The 16,765-nt window shown below is 37.4% G+C and carries 19 protein-coding genes; 8 read left to right on the forward strand and 11 right to left on the reverse strand.

Features of this window, described 5'->3' with window-relative positions; all coding sequences use genetic code 11:
- Window positions 1–7 precede the first annotated feature (7 nt).
- The 7 genes from MKX83_RS22930 to mobA all read right to left on the reverse strand — a co-directional run bounded on the left by MKX83_RS22930 (window position 8) and on the right by mobA (window position 5,722).
- Window positions 8–901, reverse strand: a complete 894-nt coding sequence (locus MKX83_RS22930) for an ABC transporter permease (protein WP_095371487.1) — start codon at window positions 899–901, stop codon at window positions 8–10.
- 21 nt (window positions 902–922) lie between these two features.
- Window positions 923–1,864, reverse strand: coding sequence for a nickel ABC transporter permease (nikB, locus tag MKX83_RS22935; protein WP_095371486.1), 942 nt, complete (start codon window positions 1,862–1,864; stop codon window positions 923–925).
- Between the two features lie 562 nt (window positions 1,865–2,426).
- Window positions 2,427–2,870 carry an Lrp/AsnC family transcriptional regulator gene (locus MKX83_RS22940; RefSeq protein WP_224936847.1) on the reverse strand — a complete coding sequence of 148 codons (444 nt, stop codon included), beginning with the start codon at window positions 2,868–2,870 and terminating at the stop codon, window positions 2,427–2,429.
- 471 nt (window positions 2,871–3,341) lie between these two features.
- Window positions 3,342–4,361 (reverse strand): thiazole biosynthesis adenylyltransferase ThiF, encoded by a 1,020-nt coding sequence (locus MKX83_RS22945; RefSeq protein ID WP_095371485.1) that lies wholly within the window; start codon window positions 4,359–4,361, stop codon window positions 3,342–3,344.
- A 4-nt stretch (window positions 4,362–4,365) separates the two neighbouring features.
- On the reverse strand, window positions 4,366–4,599 hold the full coding sequence (gene moaD / locus MKX83_RS22950; protein ID WP_095371484.1) for a molybdopterin converting factor subunit 1: 234 nt from the start codon (window positions 4,597–4,599) through the stop codon (window positions 4,366–4,368).
- Window positions 4,592–5,056, reverse strand: coding sequence for a molybdenum cofactor biosynthesis protein MoaE (locus MKX83_RS22955; protein WP_095371483.1), 465 nt, complete (start codon window positions 5,054–5,056; stop codon window positions 4,592–4,594). Before MKX83_RS22955 ends, moaD begins: the two co-directional genes overlap by 8 nt.
- 30 nt (window positions 5,057–5,086) lie before the next feature.
- Complete coding sequence (gene mobA / locus MKX83_RS22960; RefSeq protein WP_095371482.1) at window positions 5,087–5,722, reverse strand: molybdenum cofactor guanylyltransferase; 636 nt, start codon at window positions 5,720–5,722, stop codon at window positions 5,087–5,089.
- 116 nt (window positions 5,723–5,838) lie between these two features.
- On the opposite strand from mobA, the gene MKX83_RS22965 reads away from it, so the two are divergent.
- The 5 genes from MKX83_RS22965 to bshB2 all read left to right on the forward strand — a co-directional run bounded on the left by MKX83_RS22965 (window position 5,839) and on the right by bshB2 (window position 8,752).
- Complete coding sequence (locus tag MKX83_RS22965) at window positions 5,839–6,039, forward strand: helix-turn-helix transcriptional regulator (protein ID WP_095371481.1); 201 nt, start codon at window positions 5,839–5,841, stop codon at window positions 6,037–6,039.
- Window positions 6,023–6,580 (forward strand): peptide deformylase, encoded by a 558-nt coding sequence (def, locus tag MKX83_RS22970; RefSeq protein ID WP_307316458.1) that lies wholly within the window; start codon window positions 6,023–6,025, stop codon window positions 6,578–6,580. Before MKX83_RS22965 ends, def begins: the two co-directional genes overlap by 17 nt.
- Window positions 6,581–6,685: 105 nt before the next feature.
- Window positions 6,686–7,513 carry a pyridoxine/pyridoxal/pyridoxamine kinase gene (pdxK, locus tag MKX83_RS22975; RefSeq protein WP_095371479.1) on the forward strand — a complete coding sequence of 276 codons (828 nt, stop codon included), beginning with the start codon at window positions 6,686–6,688 and terminating at the stop codon, window positions 7,511–7,513.
- Window positions 7,514–7,705: 192 nt separating this feature from the next.
- Window positions 7,706–8,059 (forward strand): YojF family protein, encoded by a 354-nt coding sequence (locus MKX83_RS22980; RefSeq protein WP_370873353.1) that lies wholly within the window; start codon window positions 7,706–7,708, stop codon window positions 8,057–8,059.
- A 21-nt stretch (window positions 8,060–8,080) separates the two neighbouring features.
- Window positions 8,081–8,752, forward strand: coding sequence for a bacillithiol biosynthesis deacetylase BshB2 (gene bshB2 / locus MKX83_RS22985; protein WP_095371477.1), 672 nt, complete (start codon window positions 8,081–8,083; stop codon window positions 8,750–8,752).
- Between the two features lie 61 nt (window positions 8,753–8,813).
- Here bshB2 and MKX83_RS22990 read toward each other — a convergent pair whose 3' ends face one another.
- Window positions 8,814–9,326 (reverse strand): SRPBCC family protein, encoded by a 513-nt coding sequence (locus tag MKX83_RS22990; RefSeq protein WP_095371476.1) that lies wholly within the window; start codon window positions 9,324–9,326, stop codon window positions 8,814–8,816.
- Window positions 9,327–9,443: 117 nt separating this feature from the next.
- Window positions 9,444–10,508 (reverse strand): PQQ-dependent sugar dehydrogenase, encoded by a 1,065-nt coding sequence (locus MKX83_RS22995; RefSeq protein WP_341058229.1) that lies wholly within the window; start codon window positions 10,506–10,508, stop codon window positions 9,444–9,446.
- A gap of 96 nt (window positions 10,509–10,604) precedes the next feature.
- On the opposite strand from MKX83_RS22995, the gene MKX83_RS23000 reads away from it, so the two are divergent.
- The 3 genes from MKX83_RS23000 to MKX83_RS23010 all read left to right on the forward strand — a co-directional run bounded on the left by MKX83_RS23000 (window position 10,605) and on the right by MKX83_RS23010 (window position 14,865).
- Window positions 10,605–11,924, forward strand: a complete 1,320-nt coding sequence (locus tag MKX83_RS23000; protein WP_341058232.1) for a short-chain fatty acid transporter — start codon at window positions 10,605–10,607, stop codon at window positions 11,922–11,924.
- 438 nt (window positions 11,925–12,362) lie between these two features.
- Window positions 12,363–13,157 (forward strand): MerR family transcriptional regulator, encoded by a 795-nt coding sequence (locus tag MKX83_RS23005; protein WP_095371474.1) that lies wholly within the window; start codon window positions 12,363–12,365, stop codon window positions 13,155–13,157.
- Window positions 13,132–14,865: an ABC transporter ATP-binding protein gene (locus MKX83_RS23010; protein WP_095371473.1), complete on the forward strand. Its 1,734-nt coding sequence runs from the start codon at window positions 13,132–13,134 to the stop codon at window positions 14,863–14,865. Before MKX83_RS23005 ends, MKX83_RS23010 begins: the two co-directional genes overlap by 26 nt.
- Window positions 14,866–14,901: 36 nt before the next feature.
- Here the strand turns inward: MKX83_RS23010 and MKX83_RS23015 are convergent, their stop codons facing one another.
- On the reverse strand, window positions 14,902–15,921 hold the full coding sequence (locus MKX83_RS23015; RefSeq protein ID WP_095371472.1) for an ABC transporter ATP-binding protein: 1,020 nt from the start codon (window positions 15,919–15,921) through the stop codon (window positions 14,902–14,904).
- Between the two features lie 45 nt (window positions 15,922–15,966).
- Entirely contained in the window at window positions 15,967–16,764 is a 798-nt protein-coding gene (locus MKX83_RS23020) for an ABC transporter permease (RefSeq protein ID WP_095371471.1), read from the reverse strand.
- Between the last annotated feature and the right edge of the window lies 1 nt (window position 16,765).

Below are 16,765 nucleotides of genomic sequence, written 5' to 3' on the forward strand. Positions count from 1 at the left end.
CCAAATTTTATACATTCATATTAGGATCAATGGCATCTCGTAATCCATCCCCTAATACATTAAAAGCAAATACAGTTAACATGATGGCAATCCCAGGTACAATCGTTAGATGTGGAGATGACCACATAAAAGCCTGTCCTTGCGAAATCATTGATCCCCATTCAGGGGTAGGTGGTTGTGCACCTAAGCCTAAATAGCTTAATGCAGCTGTTGAAAGAATAGCCGTAGCCATTCGCATTGTGGCAAAAACTATAATAGGCGCAAAACAATTTGGTAATATATGTTTAATCATAATACGAAGATCTGAAGCACCTACCGATTTCATGGCCATAATATATTCTTTTTCCTTTATCGATAAAACGGACCCTCGCACAATTCGTGCACAGGAAGGTATCGACCAAATACTTATAGCGATAGCTACATTTACTAAACTTGTACCGAGTACAGCAATAATGAGCATAGCAAGTAAAATCCCTGGGAATGAAAATAATAAATCGACAAATCTCATAATAATGCCATCTAATTTTTTGTAATATCCACCAAGTAAACCTAGCGTAACGCCACCAAGAAGGCCGAGCACTACAGCTACGATCCCTACTAATAGAGAAATTTGTGAGCCATAAACAATTCGGCTCCAAACATCTCTTCCATAATTGTCTGTGCCTAACCAATGACCCTCACTAAATACAGGTAATTCACTAGCTGATAGGTCCTGCTTCACGGGATCGTGGGTTGCAATAATAGGTGCCAACAACGCCATGGCGATTTGAAGAATGATAATGATTAACCCTAGAACCGCTAACTTATTTCGTAGCAACCTTTTTATAATTAACAACCACTCATTATCCTTTTTCGGTGTTACTGCTACTGGACTATTCGTTGCCTGAACAACCTCTGGCATCAGTTTTTCCTCCCTTCGTCATTACTGATATTTAATCCTTGGATCAATATATGTATAAACCACATCAACGACTAAATTCACAACAACAAAGAGTGTAGCTACTAAAAGAACAGAGCCTTGTACCATCGGAAAATCTCTAGCTGCTATGGCGTCAATCATTAGCCTACCTACACCATTAATCGCAAATACTTTTTCAGTGATAATGGTCCCTCCTAATAGCGAACCAAAGTTCACACCAATCACTGTCAAAACAGGAATCATCGCATTTTTTAATGTATGAATCCATATAACTTCGCGTTCTTTTACACCTTTTGCTCTTGCTGTTCTTACATAATCTGCCCTTACTACTTCAAGCATAGATGATCTCGTCATTCTAGCAATCATCGCAGCTGCCCCTGTCCCTAAAGTGATTGCAGGTAAGATTAATTCCTTCACCCCTTCAATGGTATACCATGGTGAAGATAACCCACCGACCGGGAGTAGTTGTAAGTTAACGGAAAATATAAGGATAAGGACAGCACCCATCCAAAAGTTCGGTATAGAGATACCCGCAAGAGCAAAGGTTGTTGACCCTACATCTAGCCAAGAATTTTGTTTAAGAGCTGATATCAACCCTGTTAAAATACCAATAACAATGGCGACAATCATACTGGCAATTGCTAACTTTAGCGTATTTGGCAGCCTTACCCCAATCGCCTCAGCTACAGACTGTTGGTTTTGATATGAATATCCTAAATCACCTTGTACAAGATCTACTACATAGCGACCATATTGTGTAAGAAAAGGGTCATCTAAACCAAGATTATCTCTTATCGCCTCCACATCTTCTTTTGATGCTGTTGGCCCTCCAATCATTGATGCCGGGTCACCAGGCGCCAAATACATGGATGAGAATACAAGAAAGGAAATACCAAATAGTAGAATCACAAGTTGAAAAAATCTTCTGAATATAAATCCGACCAATTTCACCCCTCCTTCGAAATCATTTGTTAATCATTTTCCTTTTTTTAATTACTAAATGTTTAAAATAATTTAAAAATGATTATAAAACATAAATATACAAAATTCTATATATTTTTTCATTTTTTTAAATTATTTTTTATTTCAATTTCCTTTTGTTTTCATTATTTGACAAATATGTTCATTATGTAACTTAAGTATAATTATTTATTATCTTTTAGTTATCGATAGGTAAAGCGTTTTCAAAAACAAAAGGTAATTTACCAATTTCTTGTCCCACACAAAAAAAAAGACCCGCCAGTGGCGAGTACCTGTTTTTCAAAAAATATTTAAGTTTAATAGGGTATCAAATCTCGTTGATCAGGAATCTAGCAAAGTTAGGAGGTTTTCTTTTCAGAAGACGGACAAATTGGTTGGTGCTGTTCAGCTATCTTTTCGGTTGTTCCGAAGTTGGACGTGCTACTTGGAATTACCTCCGCTATCTATCAGAATGTCTAATCAGAAGTTCCAATTGGCTTAATTGTTATTATCGCAGCTTGCATTCGATACAAAATAAGCAATGTTACTACAATTTTAACCCGCGACGACTTTTAAATCTTCTTAGCAATATGTTACTTTCCACACGCGTAATGCCATCTAGGGCATATAATTCTTCGTTAATAAACCTCTCAAGTGCATCAAAGTTATCTACTAACACATGTGTATGTAAAGTAGAGGGGCCGGTCATTTGGTAACAACTAGCAACACTTGCATTCTCCGCCAACGCCTCGGCTACTTTCACTAACGAACTCGGTTCACAATCAATCTCAAAAAAAGCGGAAACTTCTTTCCCTGCCTTGCCACTATTAATCACAACTGTAAACTGTTCAATCACACCATCTTCAACAAGTTTAGACACTCTTTCCCTTACGGCTACTCGGGAAAGACCTAATTGTTTACCAATATCAACATAAGACATTCTACCATTTTCAATTAATAAATCTAATATCTTCTTATCGACCTGATCCAAAAAAACACCACCTTCTCTTTTGACTATGTAAAAAATGAAATTAACCTGTATATTTAATTATCATATCAAACAGAAATTATCAAATACTATTTACGCTGTTGTCTCATTTAATGATTTTTTTATGAAAACAGCGTTACACAGTTAGCGATATGAGAGACAATGATTCAATCTTTTTTATACCACCTCCGACGGTATACATGGAATTGTAATAATATACGGTGTACAGATTCGTTTTGTTTCCTTTCTGTGTTTGCTTCTGACCGAACTTCAAATCGCTTTAACTCGACACTCAATTCAGTTTTCGATCTAAAATAACCTGCGTTGGTTGAGATTTCCCGTTTCCCCACTCTACTTATTGGACTTCTTATATGTTATGTTCATATCGGCAATAACACCCACCATGTTGTTTGTTTTTGGCTCCTTAAAAGCAAACAAGAAAAACCGCTCTTCAAACAGAAGATGCGGTTCTTATTAACCTAATAATTTTTGGTAGATGGAGCGTGCTTGTGCCAGGTCTTTTGTTCCGTGGATGAGTGCCCGACCATCTTGGAAGATTACAACTCTTTCTGGTTTCAGATCAATTGACAAAAGGTACGGGTTCCCTTTCGTGTCATAGCCCGACACCTTCATTTGTTGAGATAGCCTTTGCAAGTCTAATTGCTGGACAGTCGATGGCCTCACTTGCACCGTATCTCTTCCACAAAGTACAGTCGTCTTTGTTAAGTTTTCTTGTTGGAGAAACGGATAGGTCGGTGCCTCCCCACATGATAAGCAACCTGTATCCTTTATTTTAGCAACCTTTATATTCGAATATTGATTTCGCCACATGTCAAAGCTTGTAAAAGTCGTGCGAATGGCATCTAAGTCACCTACCAATATCTTGAGTGCTTCTGCGGTTTGATGAGCGATAACCATTTGCACAGCAGGAGCTATAATTCCACCTGTATCACAGGTCATACCTTGAATAGGAATCTTCTTCAACAAGCAATGCAGACAGGGTGTCACACCAGGAATAATGGTTAAACTCATTCCAAAGCTGCCGACACATGCACCATAAATCCATGGAATGTGATGTTTTTGTGATATATCATTTAAGAGCATTCGCGTTTCAAAATTATCTGTCGCATCAAGAATTAAATCAACTTCACTAACGAGATCTTCTAACAAAGACGGCACAGCATCAGCTACCATCGCCACCACTTCAACTTCTGAATTAATCGCCATTAGTCTCTTCTTAGCAGCAATAGCTTTAGGCAACTTCTCTTTTACATCCTCTTCCGTATAAAGCTGTTGTCTTTGGAGATTACTTGCTTCTACGTAGTCGCGGTCAATGATGGTTAACTTGCCTACACCCGAGCGAACTAACACTTCAGCATTGCCAGAACCAAGTGCCCCCGCCCCTATCATTAAGACATGCTTACGCCCAATGAGTGATTGCCCTTTTTCACCAATGGGAGAAAATAATAATTGCCTTGAGTATCTATCATTCATTACATTAGCCTCCACTAACTGGCGGAATAAAGGCAATCGTATCCCCTTCTTGAATCACATCATCATCTTCAGCAAACTCTTCGTTGATCGCTGTCATGACACTATCAATTGATGATAAACCATACGTTTCATGTACTTCTTGTTTTAACGCTAATACGCTCTTACCTTTCGCCTCTATTTGTAAACTTTCCACACCAACTTCATCCTTTAAATGAGCAAAAAACAATACATTATTCATCTAGATGTTTCGCCTCCGGTTTCCCTTCAGGATAAGATACTTTTTCCAATTGGTCGCCAATCCATTCTTGTCCATCTTCCCAATGTTCTTTTTTCCAAATGGGTACGATTTCTTTAATACGTTCAATGGCATATCGGTTTGCTTCATAAGCATCAGCACGATGAGGTGTCGAGACAGCAATCACAACAGCAACGTCCGTTATATCTAATTTACCTACTCTATGCACTATTGCTACTTCGGCTCCTTGCCATCGCTCCCTAATTTCCGTGCCAATTTGCTCAAGCTTTTTTATAGCCATACTTTCATATGCCTCATATATTAAAAACAAAGTCTTCTTACCTTTAGTTAATTCTCTTACTGTTCCAATAAACGTCGTAATAGCGCCTGCGTTTCTTTGTACGACATGATCAATTACTTCTTGTATATTGATTGGCTCTTTTGAAATTCCAAACTTCATTTTAACACCTCGCATCTAAGTTCTATTTTATCAATTCTTACTAGAAATTTGTATTGCTTTCCTCCAATCACTCGGGTCATTCATATTGAAGAAGCTTTGTTCAAAATTAACTAGACGATGCCGAGTTACATCTTCTTCTGTTACTTTTTTTACCTTTAACTGATTTAAGAATAACTGTAGCTTCAAATCATTTGCCTCTAAACATTTCTCTACTATTTCCCTTACTCTCTTATGGTAGACAGCAAGAAGTGGATGAATTTGACCATTCACTTCAGGAATAACTGCTGAATAGCCTTCGAGATGGTTTAAAAGCCATTTCATTGTTTCAGCCGTAACAAAGGGCATATCACAAGCAACAATAATATTTTCATCATTTGTAGAATGATATAGGCCAGACTCAATTCCAGCTAACGGACCTTTATTAGGGTAGCGATCACTTACCTTTTTAACAGGGAGGAAATGATAATCTTCTGGTGTATTTGTTACAATAAGAATATCATTCGTTACGGATTGCAACTCCCTTACTAGGCGTTCGATTACTGTTTCCCCATTCACCGCTAACAAAGCTTTATTTTCCCCCATTCTACTCGACTTACCACCCGCTAAAATAATTCCGGTACTCTGCATACTACCACCTTTTTCACCATTCACGTCTATATATACCATTAAAGCGATTTTCCGGCGGCTATGCAATGGATAAAACTGAAAGATAGACAAACGGGAAAATGTTTGTTAATTTAAACAATGTCCAAAACCTTTGACAGGAGAGGCAGGACTACGATTTGAAAAACCGGATAAAACCGCTAAGAATACAGCTACGCTTAACACAAGAGGCATTAGCAAAGGAATGCAACGTTAGTAGGCAGACCATTAATTGTATTGAAAACGATAAATATGACCCAACTTTAGCGCTCGCCTTCAAAATTGCAAGGTCATTACAGACAAATGTAGAAGAGGTTTTTAACTATGAGGAAAATTTCTAAAGATACGATAATTACCATGAAAGATTTTGTCGATGAAAAGCATGAGATTCTTCATCAACCAATAGAGGATTTAAGGTTACCGGCAACTGAGGAAGATTTAGCGGAGCTACAAGCGATGCTCGTATACTTACGAAATAGTCAGGATGAGAAATTAGCTAAGAAATACAAATTACGCCCTGGCACTGGCTTATCAGCCAATCAAATCGGCATTGCTAAACGAATGTTCGCTGCTAAATATGAAGATGAAAAAGGGCAATCATATGAATACCAATTGATTAACCCGAAGATTATCAGTCATTCAACAAATATTATTTGTATTCCAGAAGGAGAAGGCTGCTTATCAGTTAATCGTGAAGTATTCGGCCAAGTGCCACGTTATGAAAAAATTAAAGTTAGAGCGTATAATGAAAAAGGTGAGGAAGTCACACTCTCTTTTAAAGGATTTGCCTCTATTCTTATGCAACATGAGATCGATCATCTAAACGGTATTATGTTTTACGAGCGAATTGATAAAAATCAACCAATTATAAATAAAATATAACCAGATTCACTATATTAAAATAGAGACCATATACATTTTTAAAATAATTGTTATAATGATGATAAAATGCATGTCTAATCTATCACTCCAGGGAGGAAACGTCAGATGACTATGAAAAAAGTCTTAACTATAGCTGGATCAGATTCTAGTGGTGGTGCGGGGATTCAAGCTGATTTGAAAACTTTTCAAGAGCTTGGTGTGTACGGAATGTCAGCACTTACTACTATTGTAACAATGGACCCTAAAAACGACTGGCATCATAATGTTTTTCCAATTGAAATTAGTACATTAGAGGCTCAAATTGAAACCATCCTTTCTGTTGGCATAGATGCAATGAAAACAGGTATGCTTGGTTCAGTGGAAATTATTGAAACAGCTGCCAAAACAATTAAAGAGAGTGGCGTTCCTGCAGTTATTGATCCAGTAATGGTATGTAAAGGCGAAGATGAAGTACTACATCCTGAAACAGCGGATGCCCTTCGTGAGGTACTCGTTCCTTTAGCAACCGTTGTGACACCAAATCTTTTTGAAGCATCACAACTTGCACAAGTGAAACCGATCAAAACAATTGAAGAAATGAAAAAAGCGGCGGAAAAGATTCATGCACTTGGTCCAAAATATGTCATCATTAAAGGTGGCAGTAAGTTGCAATCTGAAAAAGCCATTGACCTTTTATTTGATGGAGAAAATTTCACAATCTTACAGGCTGAACTGATTAATACGCCTTACATCCATGGGGCAGGGTGCACTTTCTCAAGTGCCATCACTGCTGAACTGGCAAAGGGCAAATCGGTAACAGAAGCAATCGATGTAGCCAAAGATTTTATCACTGCAGCCATTACACATGGATTCAAACTAAATGAATATGTTGGACCAACAATGCACGGTGCTTACCGTACTTTTGGTGCGGATCGTACGAAGGTTGAACAATAATAACATTTTAAGGAGAATGTCTCTCGAGTGAGCATTCTCCTTTTTGTTTCTTGATCAATTCTTCTAATCATGCTGCTCCCTGAGTCACACATTATGCAAAACCACTTTTTTTTTAGTAAAATAAAAGAATCAAATGGATAGCTTAATTCTCATTTTGACAAATTATATAGAAATGCTTTTCGAAAGGGGGAAATGAATTTGGATATCGTCATGAAAGAACAAGTACAGCTGGCTTTGGATGAACGTGCAAATAAGGACGTTTATATCCACCTTGAAACAACAAACGGTGCTTACGCTTCACACTTTGATGAGACTTTCTTTTCATCAGGTGCCTATATTCGTAATGCCAAACTAAAATATATTCATAGTAAAATCGCCGGAAACGGACCTTACAGAATCGGGTTAAAAACTGACATCGGTTGGGTGTATGCGGAAGGCATTACCCATTATGAAATAGATGAACATGATCGCTTATTAATGGCTGGTCATGATTTTAAAGGTAAACTAGCGGTTTCTCTAGAAATTAGCGAAACACCCTTTGAATAAATAGCGGAAGGAGGAAGAATGATGGAAAAAGAAAGACAAGTACTTGTTATTTTTCCTCATCCAGATGATGAGGCATTTGGCGTTTCTGGTACGATTGCCAAGCATATTCAAAATGGCACACCTGTAACTTACGCATGCTTAACACTGGGTGAAATGGGTAGAAATATGGGCGATCCCCCTTTTGCGACAAGAGAATCATTGCCACATATTCGAAAACAAGAGCTTCAAAATGCCGCTAAAGCGATGGGCATAACTGACTTGAGAATGCTTGGTTATCGCGATAAAACGGTTGAATTTGAACCAGAAGATAAACTAGCACAACATATGGGTGAAATCATAGAAGAATTAAACCCCTCTTTGGTCATAACATTCTACCCGGGTTATGCAGTGCATCCAGATCATGATGCAACAGGAGCGGCAGTTATTCATGCCGTTAAAAACCTTCCAAAAGAAAAACGTCCAAAGGTATATTGCGTCGCTTTTTCTAACAATTGTGAGGAAGAAATTGGTGCGGCAGATGTTGTTCATGATGTAACAGAAGTTGCTGACATTAAATTGAATACATTAAAAGCCCATGTCTCACAAACACAGTTAATGATTAAGGAAATGGAAGAAAACCTTAAGAAACAGGACCCTGCTGTGATGGCTAGAATTAACCAAGAACGCTTTTGGACCTATCAATTTGATGAATAAATACTTTTTAAAAAAACAGAACCTCCATATACCGTTGGAAGTTCTGTTTTCTATTAAAAGCTTATTTTGTTTGATTTTCTTCAGGTCTTTCTTCTATCTGTTCGCCTTCTTTGGAGACATCTTCATCAGATATTTCTTTCGTACCTTCAAGCATATTTTTTAAATTCGTTAATTGATAGCCATCTTCACGATGTACCATGTTCACTAAAAATTTACGCAGAAGCTTCATTTTAAATCCTGTTGTTTTAATATTAGCTTCTAAATCAACCTGTGTACCTTCATCCACTTCATCAAAACGATAATAGTATTCTGCGATTAAACCGTTGGAATTGGAACGCGTTGCAAATACTTTATTTGTTTCATATGCTAATACTTCGATTTCAGATGTGATATCGGAAGCACGAACTCTTCTTGTTTCTCTCAGTTTTGTACCAACAGCTAATGGCCCATCATTGATCTTTTCTCTCTTTACTACAAGTGGCATGATCTCATGAATATTATCTATATCGACCATATAGGAAAAAACTTCTTCAACTGGTTTATGAATAATTACGGTTGTGCGAAAGTCAGACATTATGTTTTCTACAACTCCATTCGTTAACTATCTACATTCATTCTTACCATAAAGTTGGGGTCGCTGTCATCTTAGACGAATAGAAGATTAACTGCTGTTCACTTATCGTTTTGCTACTTATCTGATTTTTAATCGATATAACCGATCATCCTGTTCTGCCGGATTGCCGCGGCCGTCTGTATTATTACTGATAAAATACAGATGATCCCCATCGACATAAACATCTCTTACTCTACCTACGTCACTTACTAAAATAGACATTTCATTTGTCTCTAAATTTAACTGCATGACTGCGGTACCTCTTAAACTTGCTATATAAAGATTATTATCTGCATAAGCAATACCTGATGGTGCCCAGGTTGTGTCATCTCCTGAGGTGACGAGTGGGGTAATCATCCCTTCTTTTTCCTCTGTACCCGTAATTTCAGGCCAACCATAATTCCCATGTGCGGTTATTTTATTAATTTCATCATTTGCTGTTGGACCATGTTCACTTGCGTACATTTCTCCTTCATCTGTCCATGCCAAACCTTGAGGATTACGATGACCATAGCTATAAAGATAAGATTCTTTTGAAGGATTATCTTCTGGAATACTGCCATCTTTATTCATCCTTAAAATCTTTCCTGCTAACGAATTTTGATCTTGTGCAAGTTCAGGTTCTGTCGCATCTCCTGTAGTGACATATAATTTATCATCTGGACCAATCGCTAGCCTACCCCCATGATGAAAAGCACCACTCGGAATTTCATCTAAAAGTAAATCCGTTTCCACCCACACCTGTTTTTGATCATCCAATGATAATGTGACAACACGATTTAACGGTTGACCATCGAGCTCGTATGTATAATATGCAATCCCTTTTGTACCATCATCAATTAAAACAAACCCAAGTAATCCTGCTTCTTGTGCCGTTGATAATGATTTCTCTAATTCTACGGGTTGACGAGTTAATTCTCCCCCTTCAATTTTAGCAATTGTACCTGTTCTTTCGGATAAATAGAATACATCATCGCGCTTATTAATTGACCAAGGGATATCAAGGTCTTCTGCCACCACTTCTAACTTTTGCTGATTCGATACATCTACCGATTCTGGTTCTTCATCCATTTCATTGTTAGAATTACAACCCATAAGAATAAGTAGGAAACTTGCAACAAATAAAATAGTCAGTTTCTTCACTAAATCTACATCCTTTCTTTTTTTAAAATCTTGTTATATTAAAGTAATAATTTTCAGAATCATATGATAAAATTCTATCAAAAGGGGGAATGATAGATGAAAATAATTGTTAGCTTTTTTAATCGTTTAATGCAAAGATACTTACCAGACCCATTTCTATTTGTTATCATTTTAACATTTTTAGTGTTTGCACTTGGACTCATATTTACTGATAGTGGTCCATATCAAATGGTCCAATTCTGGGGTGAAGGATTCTGGGGATTATTATCTTTTGCTATGCAAATGGTGCTAGTATTAATTACCGGTCATGTATTAGCAAGCAGCGCTATATTCAAAGCTGGACTGAGTGCATTAGCTTCAAAAGCAAAAACACCTGGGCAAGCTGTTATTATTGTAACAATCATATCTTTACTTGCTAGTTGGATTAACTGGGGATTTGGATTAGTCATTGGTGCTTTATTTGCCAAAGAGTTAGCGCGTCATGTAAAAGGAGTCGACTACAGGCTATTAATTGCAAGCGCTTACTCAGGCTTTGTTATATGGCATGGTGGTATTTCAGGATCAACACCGCTAACAATTGCCACTCCAGGTCATTTTTCCGAAGATTTGATTGGGATTATTCCAACAAGCGAAACCATCTTTTCATCATTTAACTTGATTATCACTATCGGACTTTTTATTGTTTTACCTATTGTCAATCGTATCATGCTTCCAGCTAAAGATGATACTGTTACGGTTGATCCAGCGTTATTAAAAGAAGATTTACCTGCAGCGACATTAGAAAGAGATTCCATGACACCAGCAGAGAAATTAGAGAATAGCCAAATACTCTCGTTACTTATTGGCGTGATGGGATTAATCTTCTTATTTTATTATTTTGTTACTAATGGTTTTGCCCTAAATTTAGATATTGTAAACTTTCTTTTTTTATTTCTTGGTATTCTCTTTCATCGTACCCCTCGTCACTTTTTGCAGGCAGTTACGAATGCTGTTAAAGGTGGCAGTGGCATTATTATTCAATTTCCGTTCTATGCAGGAATTATTGGTATGATGACAGCTTCCGGCCTAGCGGCTGTTATATCCAATGGATTTGTTTCCATTGCTAATGAACATACTTTACCATTATTTACTTTCCTGAGTGCAGGTCTTGTCAATATTTTTGTACCATCTGGTGGAGGTCAATGGGCTGTGCAAGCTCCTGTTATGTTAGACGCAGCGATCGCATTGGATGTTTCCATTCCTAAAATCGCAATGGCGGTAGCATGGGGAGATGCTTGGACGAACTTAATACAGCCTTTTTGGGCTTTACCCGCTCTTGCCATCGCAGGTCTAAAAGCAAAAGATATTATGGGCTTTTGTGTACTTACATTAATTGCTAGTGGAATCATTATTTCGTTAGGTTTCTTACTATTATAAACGAACAAATTTACGAAAAGTACTAAGTAGGATTTATGCACCAGTCTGAAGTAATTCGTGATGTAAATCGCTTCAGACTGTGTGATAATTAGATTGGTTAATCCCCATAGTAAAATTATCATTTGTCTAAAGTCTATTTCACCTATTGGTGCATTCCCTTTTACGCTCAACATCGCCTCTTTTTGCTGCCACTTGCATCTACATAACTTCTGCACACTTATCCTCTGCTAGTCATCACCTATAGGATATTTATTAGACCAAAAGATGTGTTTAACAACTCATCTACCGTTTCTTACATTTAATTCTCCAATAAGCGAGGAGAAAGGACCCAATAAATTCGACCGTTTATTGTGTTGAGCAACATCGAATAAGTTTTTTATTTTACCATTGTATCTAACGTAACGTGAGGTTTTATAATACTACATAAGGAGGGCTCTTATGACAAATGATTATTACCGTATTGGAGAGTTTGCTAAGAAAACAAATACGACCATTCGTACATTGCATTATTATGATGAGATTGGCTTATTAAAGCCCGCACGCACTAGCAAAACAGGTGATAGATATTATTCTACAAATGAAATATTAACAGTTCAAAAGATTGTTACTTTAAAATATTTAGGTTATCCATTAAATAAAATACAGAAGCTTCTCAACAACAATGAGTGGGATCTGCAACAATCTCTTTCGTTTCAACGAGAAGAGCTCGTTATCAAAAGACAGCAAATAAATCACATGATTAAAACATTAGACCATGCTCTTTCTATTTTAGAAGAAAATCAAACAGTTGATCCTAATATTTTCATTATGCTCATTAACTCCATTCAAATGGAAGCGGAGCATAAAGAATGGATGAGGAATTTTATCCCTGAGCATATGATTCAAGATATCTACAATATTTCTGATGAAAAACAACAACAATTAAACAAACGAGTCGCTAAAGAATTTGCAAACATAAAAAAGTTGGTGGGCACCGATCATAATGATGAGCATGTCCAATCAGTGGTTGCAGCCATTTGGGATATCCTCTATGACCTTTATCCCAATATAGAGGAAATCATTCTCCGCATAACAGAAATAAATGACGATATTGATCGCCATCTCGCCGAAGCTCCTGTTCTTTTCCCCTCTCCATTTACAGTGGAAGAAGAAGAATGGCTTGCCCAAGCTATCTCCATTTATCTAGAAAAGAAAGGAATGGAAAAAATTGAAGACAAAAAAGAAAACGACTAGTCTGTGGTCATTATTAAAAGGCGCAAATGTACCAAAGTGGATCATAATTGTTGCTTTGCTACTCAGCCTACTTGAAACCGCAGCAGGATTGGTCGTTCCGTTATTCACAGCTAATATGGTCGACCAGTTAGCTACATCTCGCCTTGAACTTTCGCTCATTGCATTATTAGGAGGCGCGTTCATTATCCAAACAATTGCCTCAGGTTTTTCCTTTTATTTAATGACTTATATTGGAGAGAGAATGGTTGCCTCTTTACGAAGGAAACTATGGGAACATTCCATCCATCTCCCAATTCCTTTCTTTGATAAGCATCAATCAGGAGAAACAATGAGCCGAATCACACAAGATACAAATATAGTAAAAACTTTGATTACACAACATATTATTACGTTTATAACGGGAATGATTTCAATCATTGGGGCAATTATTATTCTACTAATGATTGACTGGCGAATGACACTCATCATGCTTATTGCTGTTCCATTAGCCGTTCTTATAATCATGCCGCTCGGGCAAAAAATATATAAAGTCTCTTTATCTACCCAAGATCAAATGGCTGACTTTTCAAGCAACCTTGGTCGGGTCTTATCAGATATTCGACTTGTGAAGGCTTATCAAGCTGAAAAAACGGAGATTGAAAAAGGGAATAAAAACATTCAGCGCTTATTCCAATTTGGTTTAAAGGAAGCAAAAATCCAAGCTGTCGTCTCACCATTTATGACCTTTATTATGATGTTTGTTCTTGTGGTCCTAATTGGATATGGCGGCGTACGAGTCGCTTCAGGGGAATTATCTGCTGGTTCATTAGTAGCTATTATTATTTATATGTTCCAGATTGTTGTTCCATTTACCCAAATGGCTTCCTTCTTTACTGCTTATCAAAAAGCAATGGGTGCAACAGAAAGAATTCAGGATATGTTGAATACACCTACCGAGAATATGAATGAAGGAACAAAAGGGATAATCCATCCAGAGGAGATTACTTTTAACCAACTCCAATTCTCATATAAAGATGACCAGATTATTAAAGATATCAATTTACACATTCCAGCTGGAAAAACAACGGCATTTGTCGGTCCAAGCGGTAGCGGTAAAACGACCCTATTCGCTCTGCTCGAACGCTTTTATGGACCTAATGGCGGCCTTATTCTATTAAATGGTAAGCCAGCAGAGGAGTATGCTCTTGAAAATTGGCGGGAACAAATTGGTTATGTTTCTCAGGAGAGCCCGCTGATGTCTGGCACGATTCGAGAAAACTTAACATATGGCACGAAAAGAGAAATTAGTGAAGAGGAATTACTGCAAGCAACTACACAAGCTCATGCAGCAGAGTTTATAGAGAGATTGCCAAATGGTTTAAACACTGATGTAGGTGAGCGAGGAATTAAACTCTCTGGTGGACAACGCCAACGCATTGCCATTGCTAGAGCCATTATTCGTGATCCAAAAATCCTTTTATTAGATGAAGCCACATCGAATCTTGATAGTTCATCCGAACAACTCGTACAATCAGCTCTCCAAAATTTAATGAAAGGCCGAACAACACTCGTCATTGCACACAGACTGTCAACTATCATTGATGCCGACCAAATTATTGTTCTTGAAAATGGAAAAATCACAGGAAAAGGGACACACGATGAATTGATGCAATCTCACCCTTTATACGTACAACTCGCTACAAAGCAATTAAATATCAGTCAAACTTAAGCTGAGAGAGAGGCATATACCTCTACTCAGCTTCTTTTATGACCTACTTTTAACAGGAATAGGTTGCTCAACACCGTCAAAGCCTTCTTGATAAATACGACTAATAATTGATTCAATTTCAGGCTCTTCGACAGTTAAATCTTTTATATTATGTGTTTGTGTAATTTGTGTGATAACACCCGAAGCAGATATATCTTCTCGATTAAAGCGTATCCAATACTTACCTGCTTCTACTTTAAACACTTCTGCTTTTTCAAGCGTCAATGGCTTAGAATGTTCTTCTAGATCTACTACAAGAGTACGGATTTTCCCAAATCGATTTTTCACTACTGCCATTTCTCCATCATACACTTTCTGCCCGTGATCAATTAATACCATCCTCTTACAAAGTTGCTCGATATCTTCCATATCATGGGTGGTTAAAATAACTGTAATATCGCGTTCTTTATTGATTTCTTTTATAAATGTCCGCATGCGTTCTTTCGCCACTACGTCTAACCCAATCGTTGGTTCATCTAAGAATAAAATGGGAGGATCATGCAGTAAGGAAGCGGCAATGTCAGCACGCATTCTTTGACCTAGAGAGAGTTGCCTGACTGGCGTATTGATGAACTCATCTAACCCAAGAATTTCCGTAAATGTATCCATATTTTCTTTATAGCGGCTATGTGAAACTTGATAAATTTCCTTTAATAATTCGAATGATTCAATCGTTGGTAAATCCCACCATAATTGCGTTCTTTGCCCAAAGACAACACCAATATTTTTTGCATTTGCTTGGCGGTTTTCATAAGGAACAATGCCATTTACTTTAACCGTGCCCGCACTAGGTACAAGAATTCCAGTTAACATTTTAATCGTTGTTGATTTCCCTGCACCGTTAGGTCCGATATAGCCGACCATTTCTCCTTTATCCACAGTGAAACTTACATCCTTTACCGCATGCTTCGTATAAAATTCACGTTTTACCAGACTTTTCATGGCACCAAGAAAGCCGGTCTCACGTTTCGCAACTTTAAATTCTTTCATCAACTGATCTACTTCTATGATAGCCATTCTTTACCCTCCACTCTGTTTATGACTGCCAACCTTTACTACTCTTTATGAGCCCGTACTCTTATAACGGCTAAGTCCTAGCATCCAAATGTAATAGGCAATAATGAAGAAAACAATACCAACTAATGGTGAAAAATAACCAATATTCTCTGGGAAGTATGGCGTTTCTTTACCCAAGATAACGCTTGCAGGAAAATAATTCACAAAACCAAAAGGAACAACAAACGCTGTAAACCATTGCACCATTTTTGGATAAATGACTAATGGGTAATTCGTTAAGTTTCTTGCCGGATACATCACTACCCAATAAAATTGCTCCGATTTCGTTGTCCAAAAAGCAAAAGCTGAGATAATCACGAGCAAGCCACCTTGTATAAGGACTCCACCAATCACTGCAGCTAATAAAAATAGGACATTAGCAATGGTCCAATGAATGTGCAATTCTACACTTACCCAAATAAAAATAAAGATACTAAAAATAAACTGTCCAAAGGATGCCACATCAAATTTCATCGCCATAAAGTGAAAAAAAGGATTAATCGGCCGCACTAAGAAACGATCAAATGTACCGTTCAAAATGTATGTATCAAGACTACGAAAATGGAAAAATAAAATAATGCAAAATCCCCAAGAAAGCACAGCTATCGCAAATAAAAATAACATCTCATAAAAATTCCATGTACCTAACTCCTGAAACTGATAGAGCATTACCCACATTGTTATCGCCGTTCCTGCATACGAGGTCAGCATCCCTACAATCCTCATAAAGAAGGCAAATCGGTATTGCAGCTGGGCCCTTATACCAGCAGCAACAAGTTTAAAATATAAATCAATATATCTCATG

Origin of the sequence: Cytobacillus sp. FSL M8-0252 (genome assembly GCF_038007345.1) — a bacterium.
GTDB lineage: Bacteria > Bacillota > Bacilli > Bacillales > Cytobacillaceae > Cytobacillus > Cytobacillus kochii.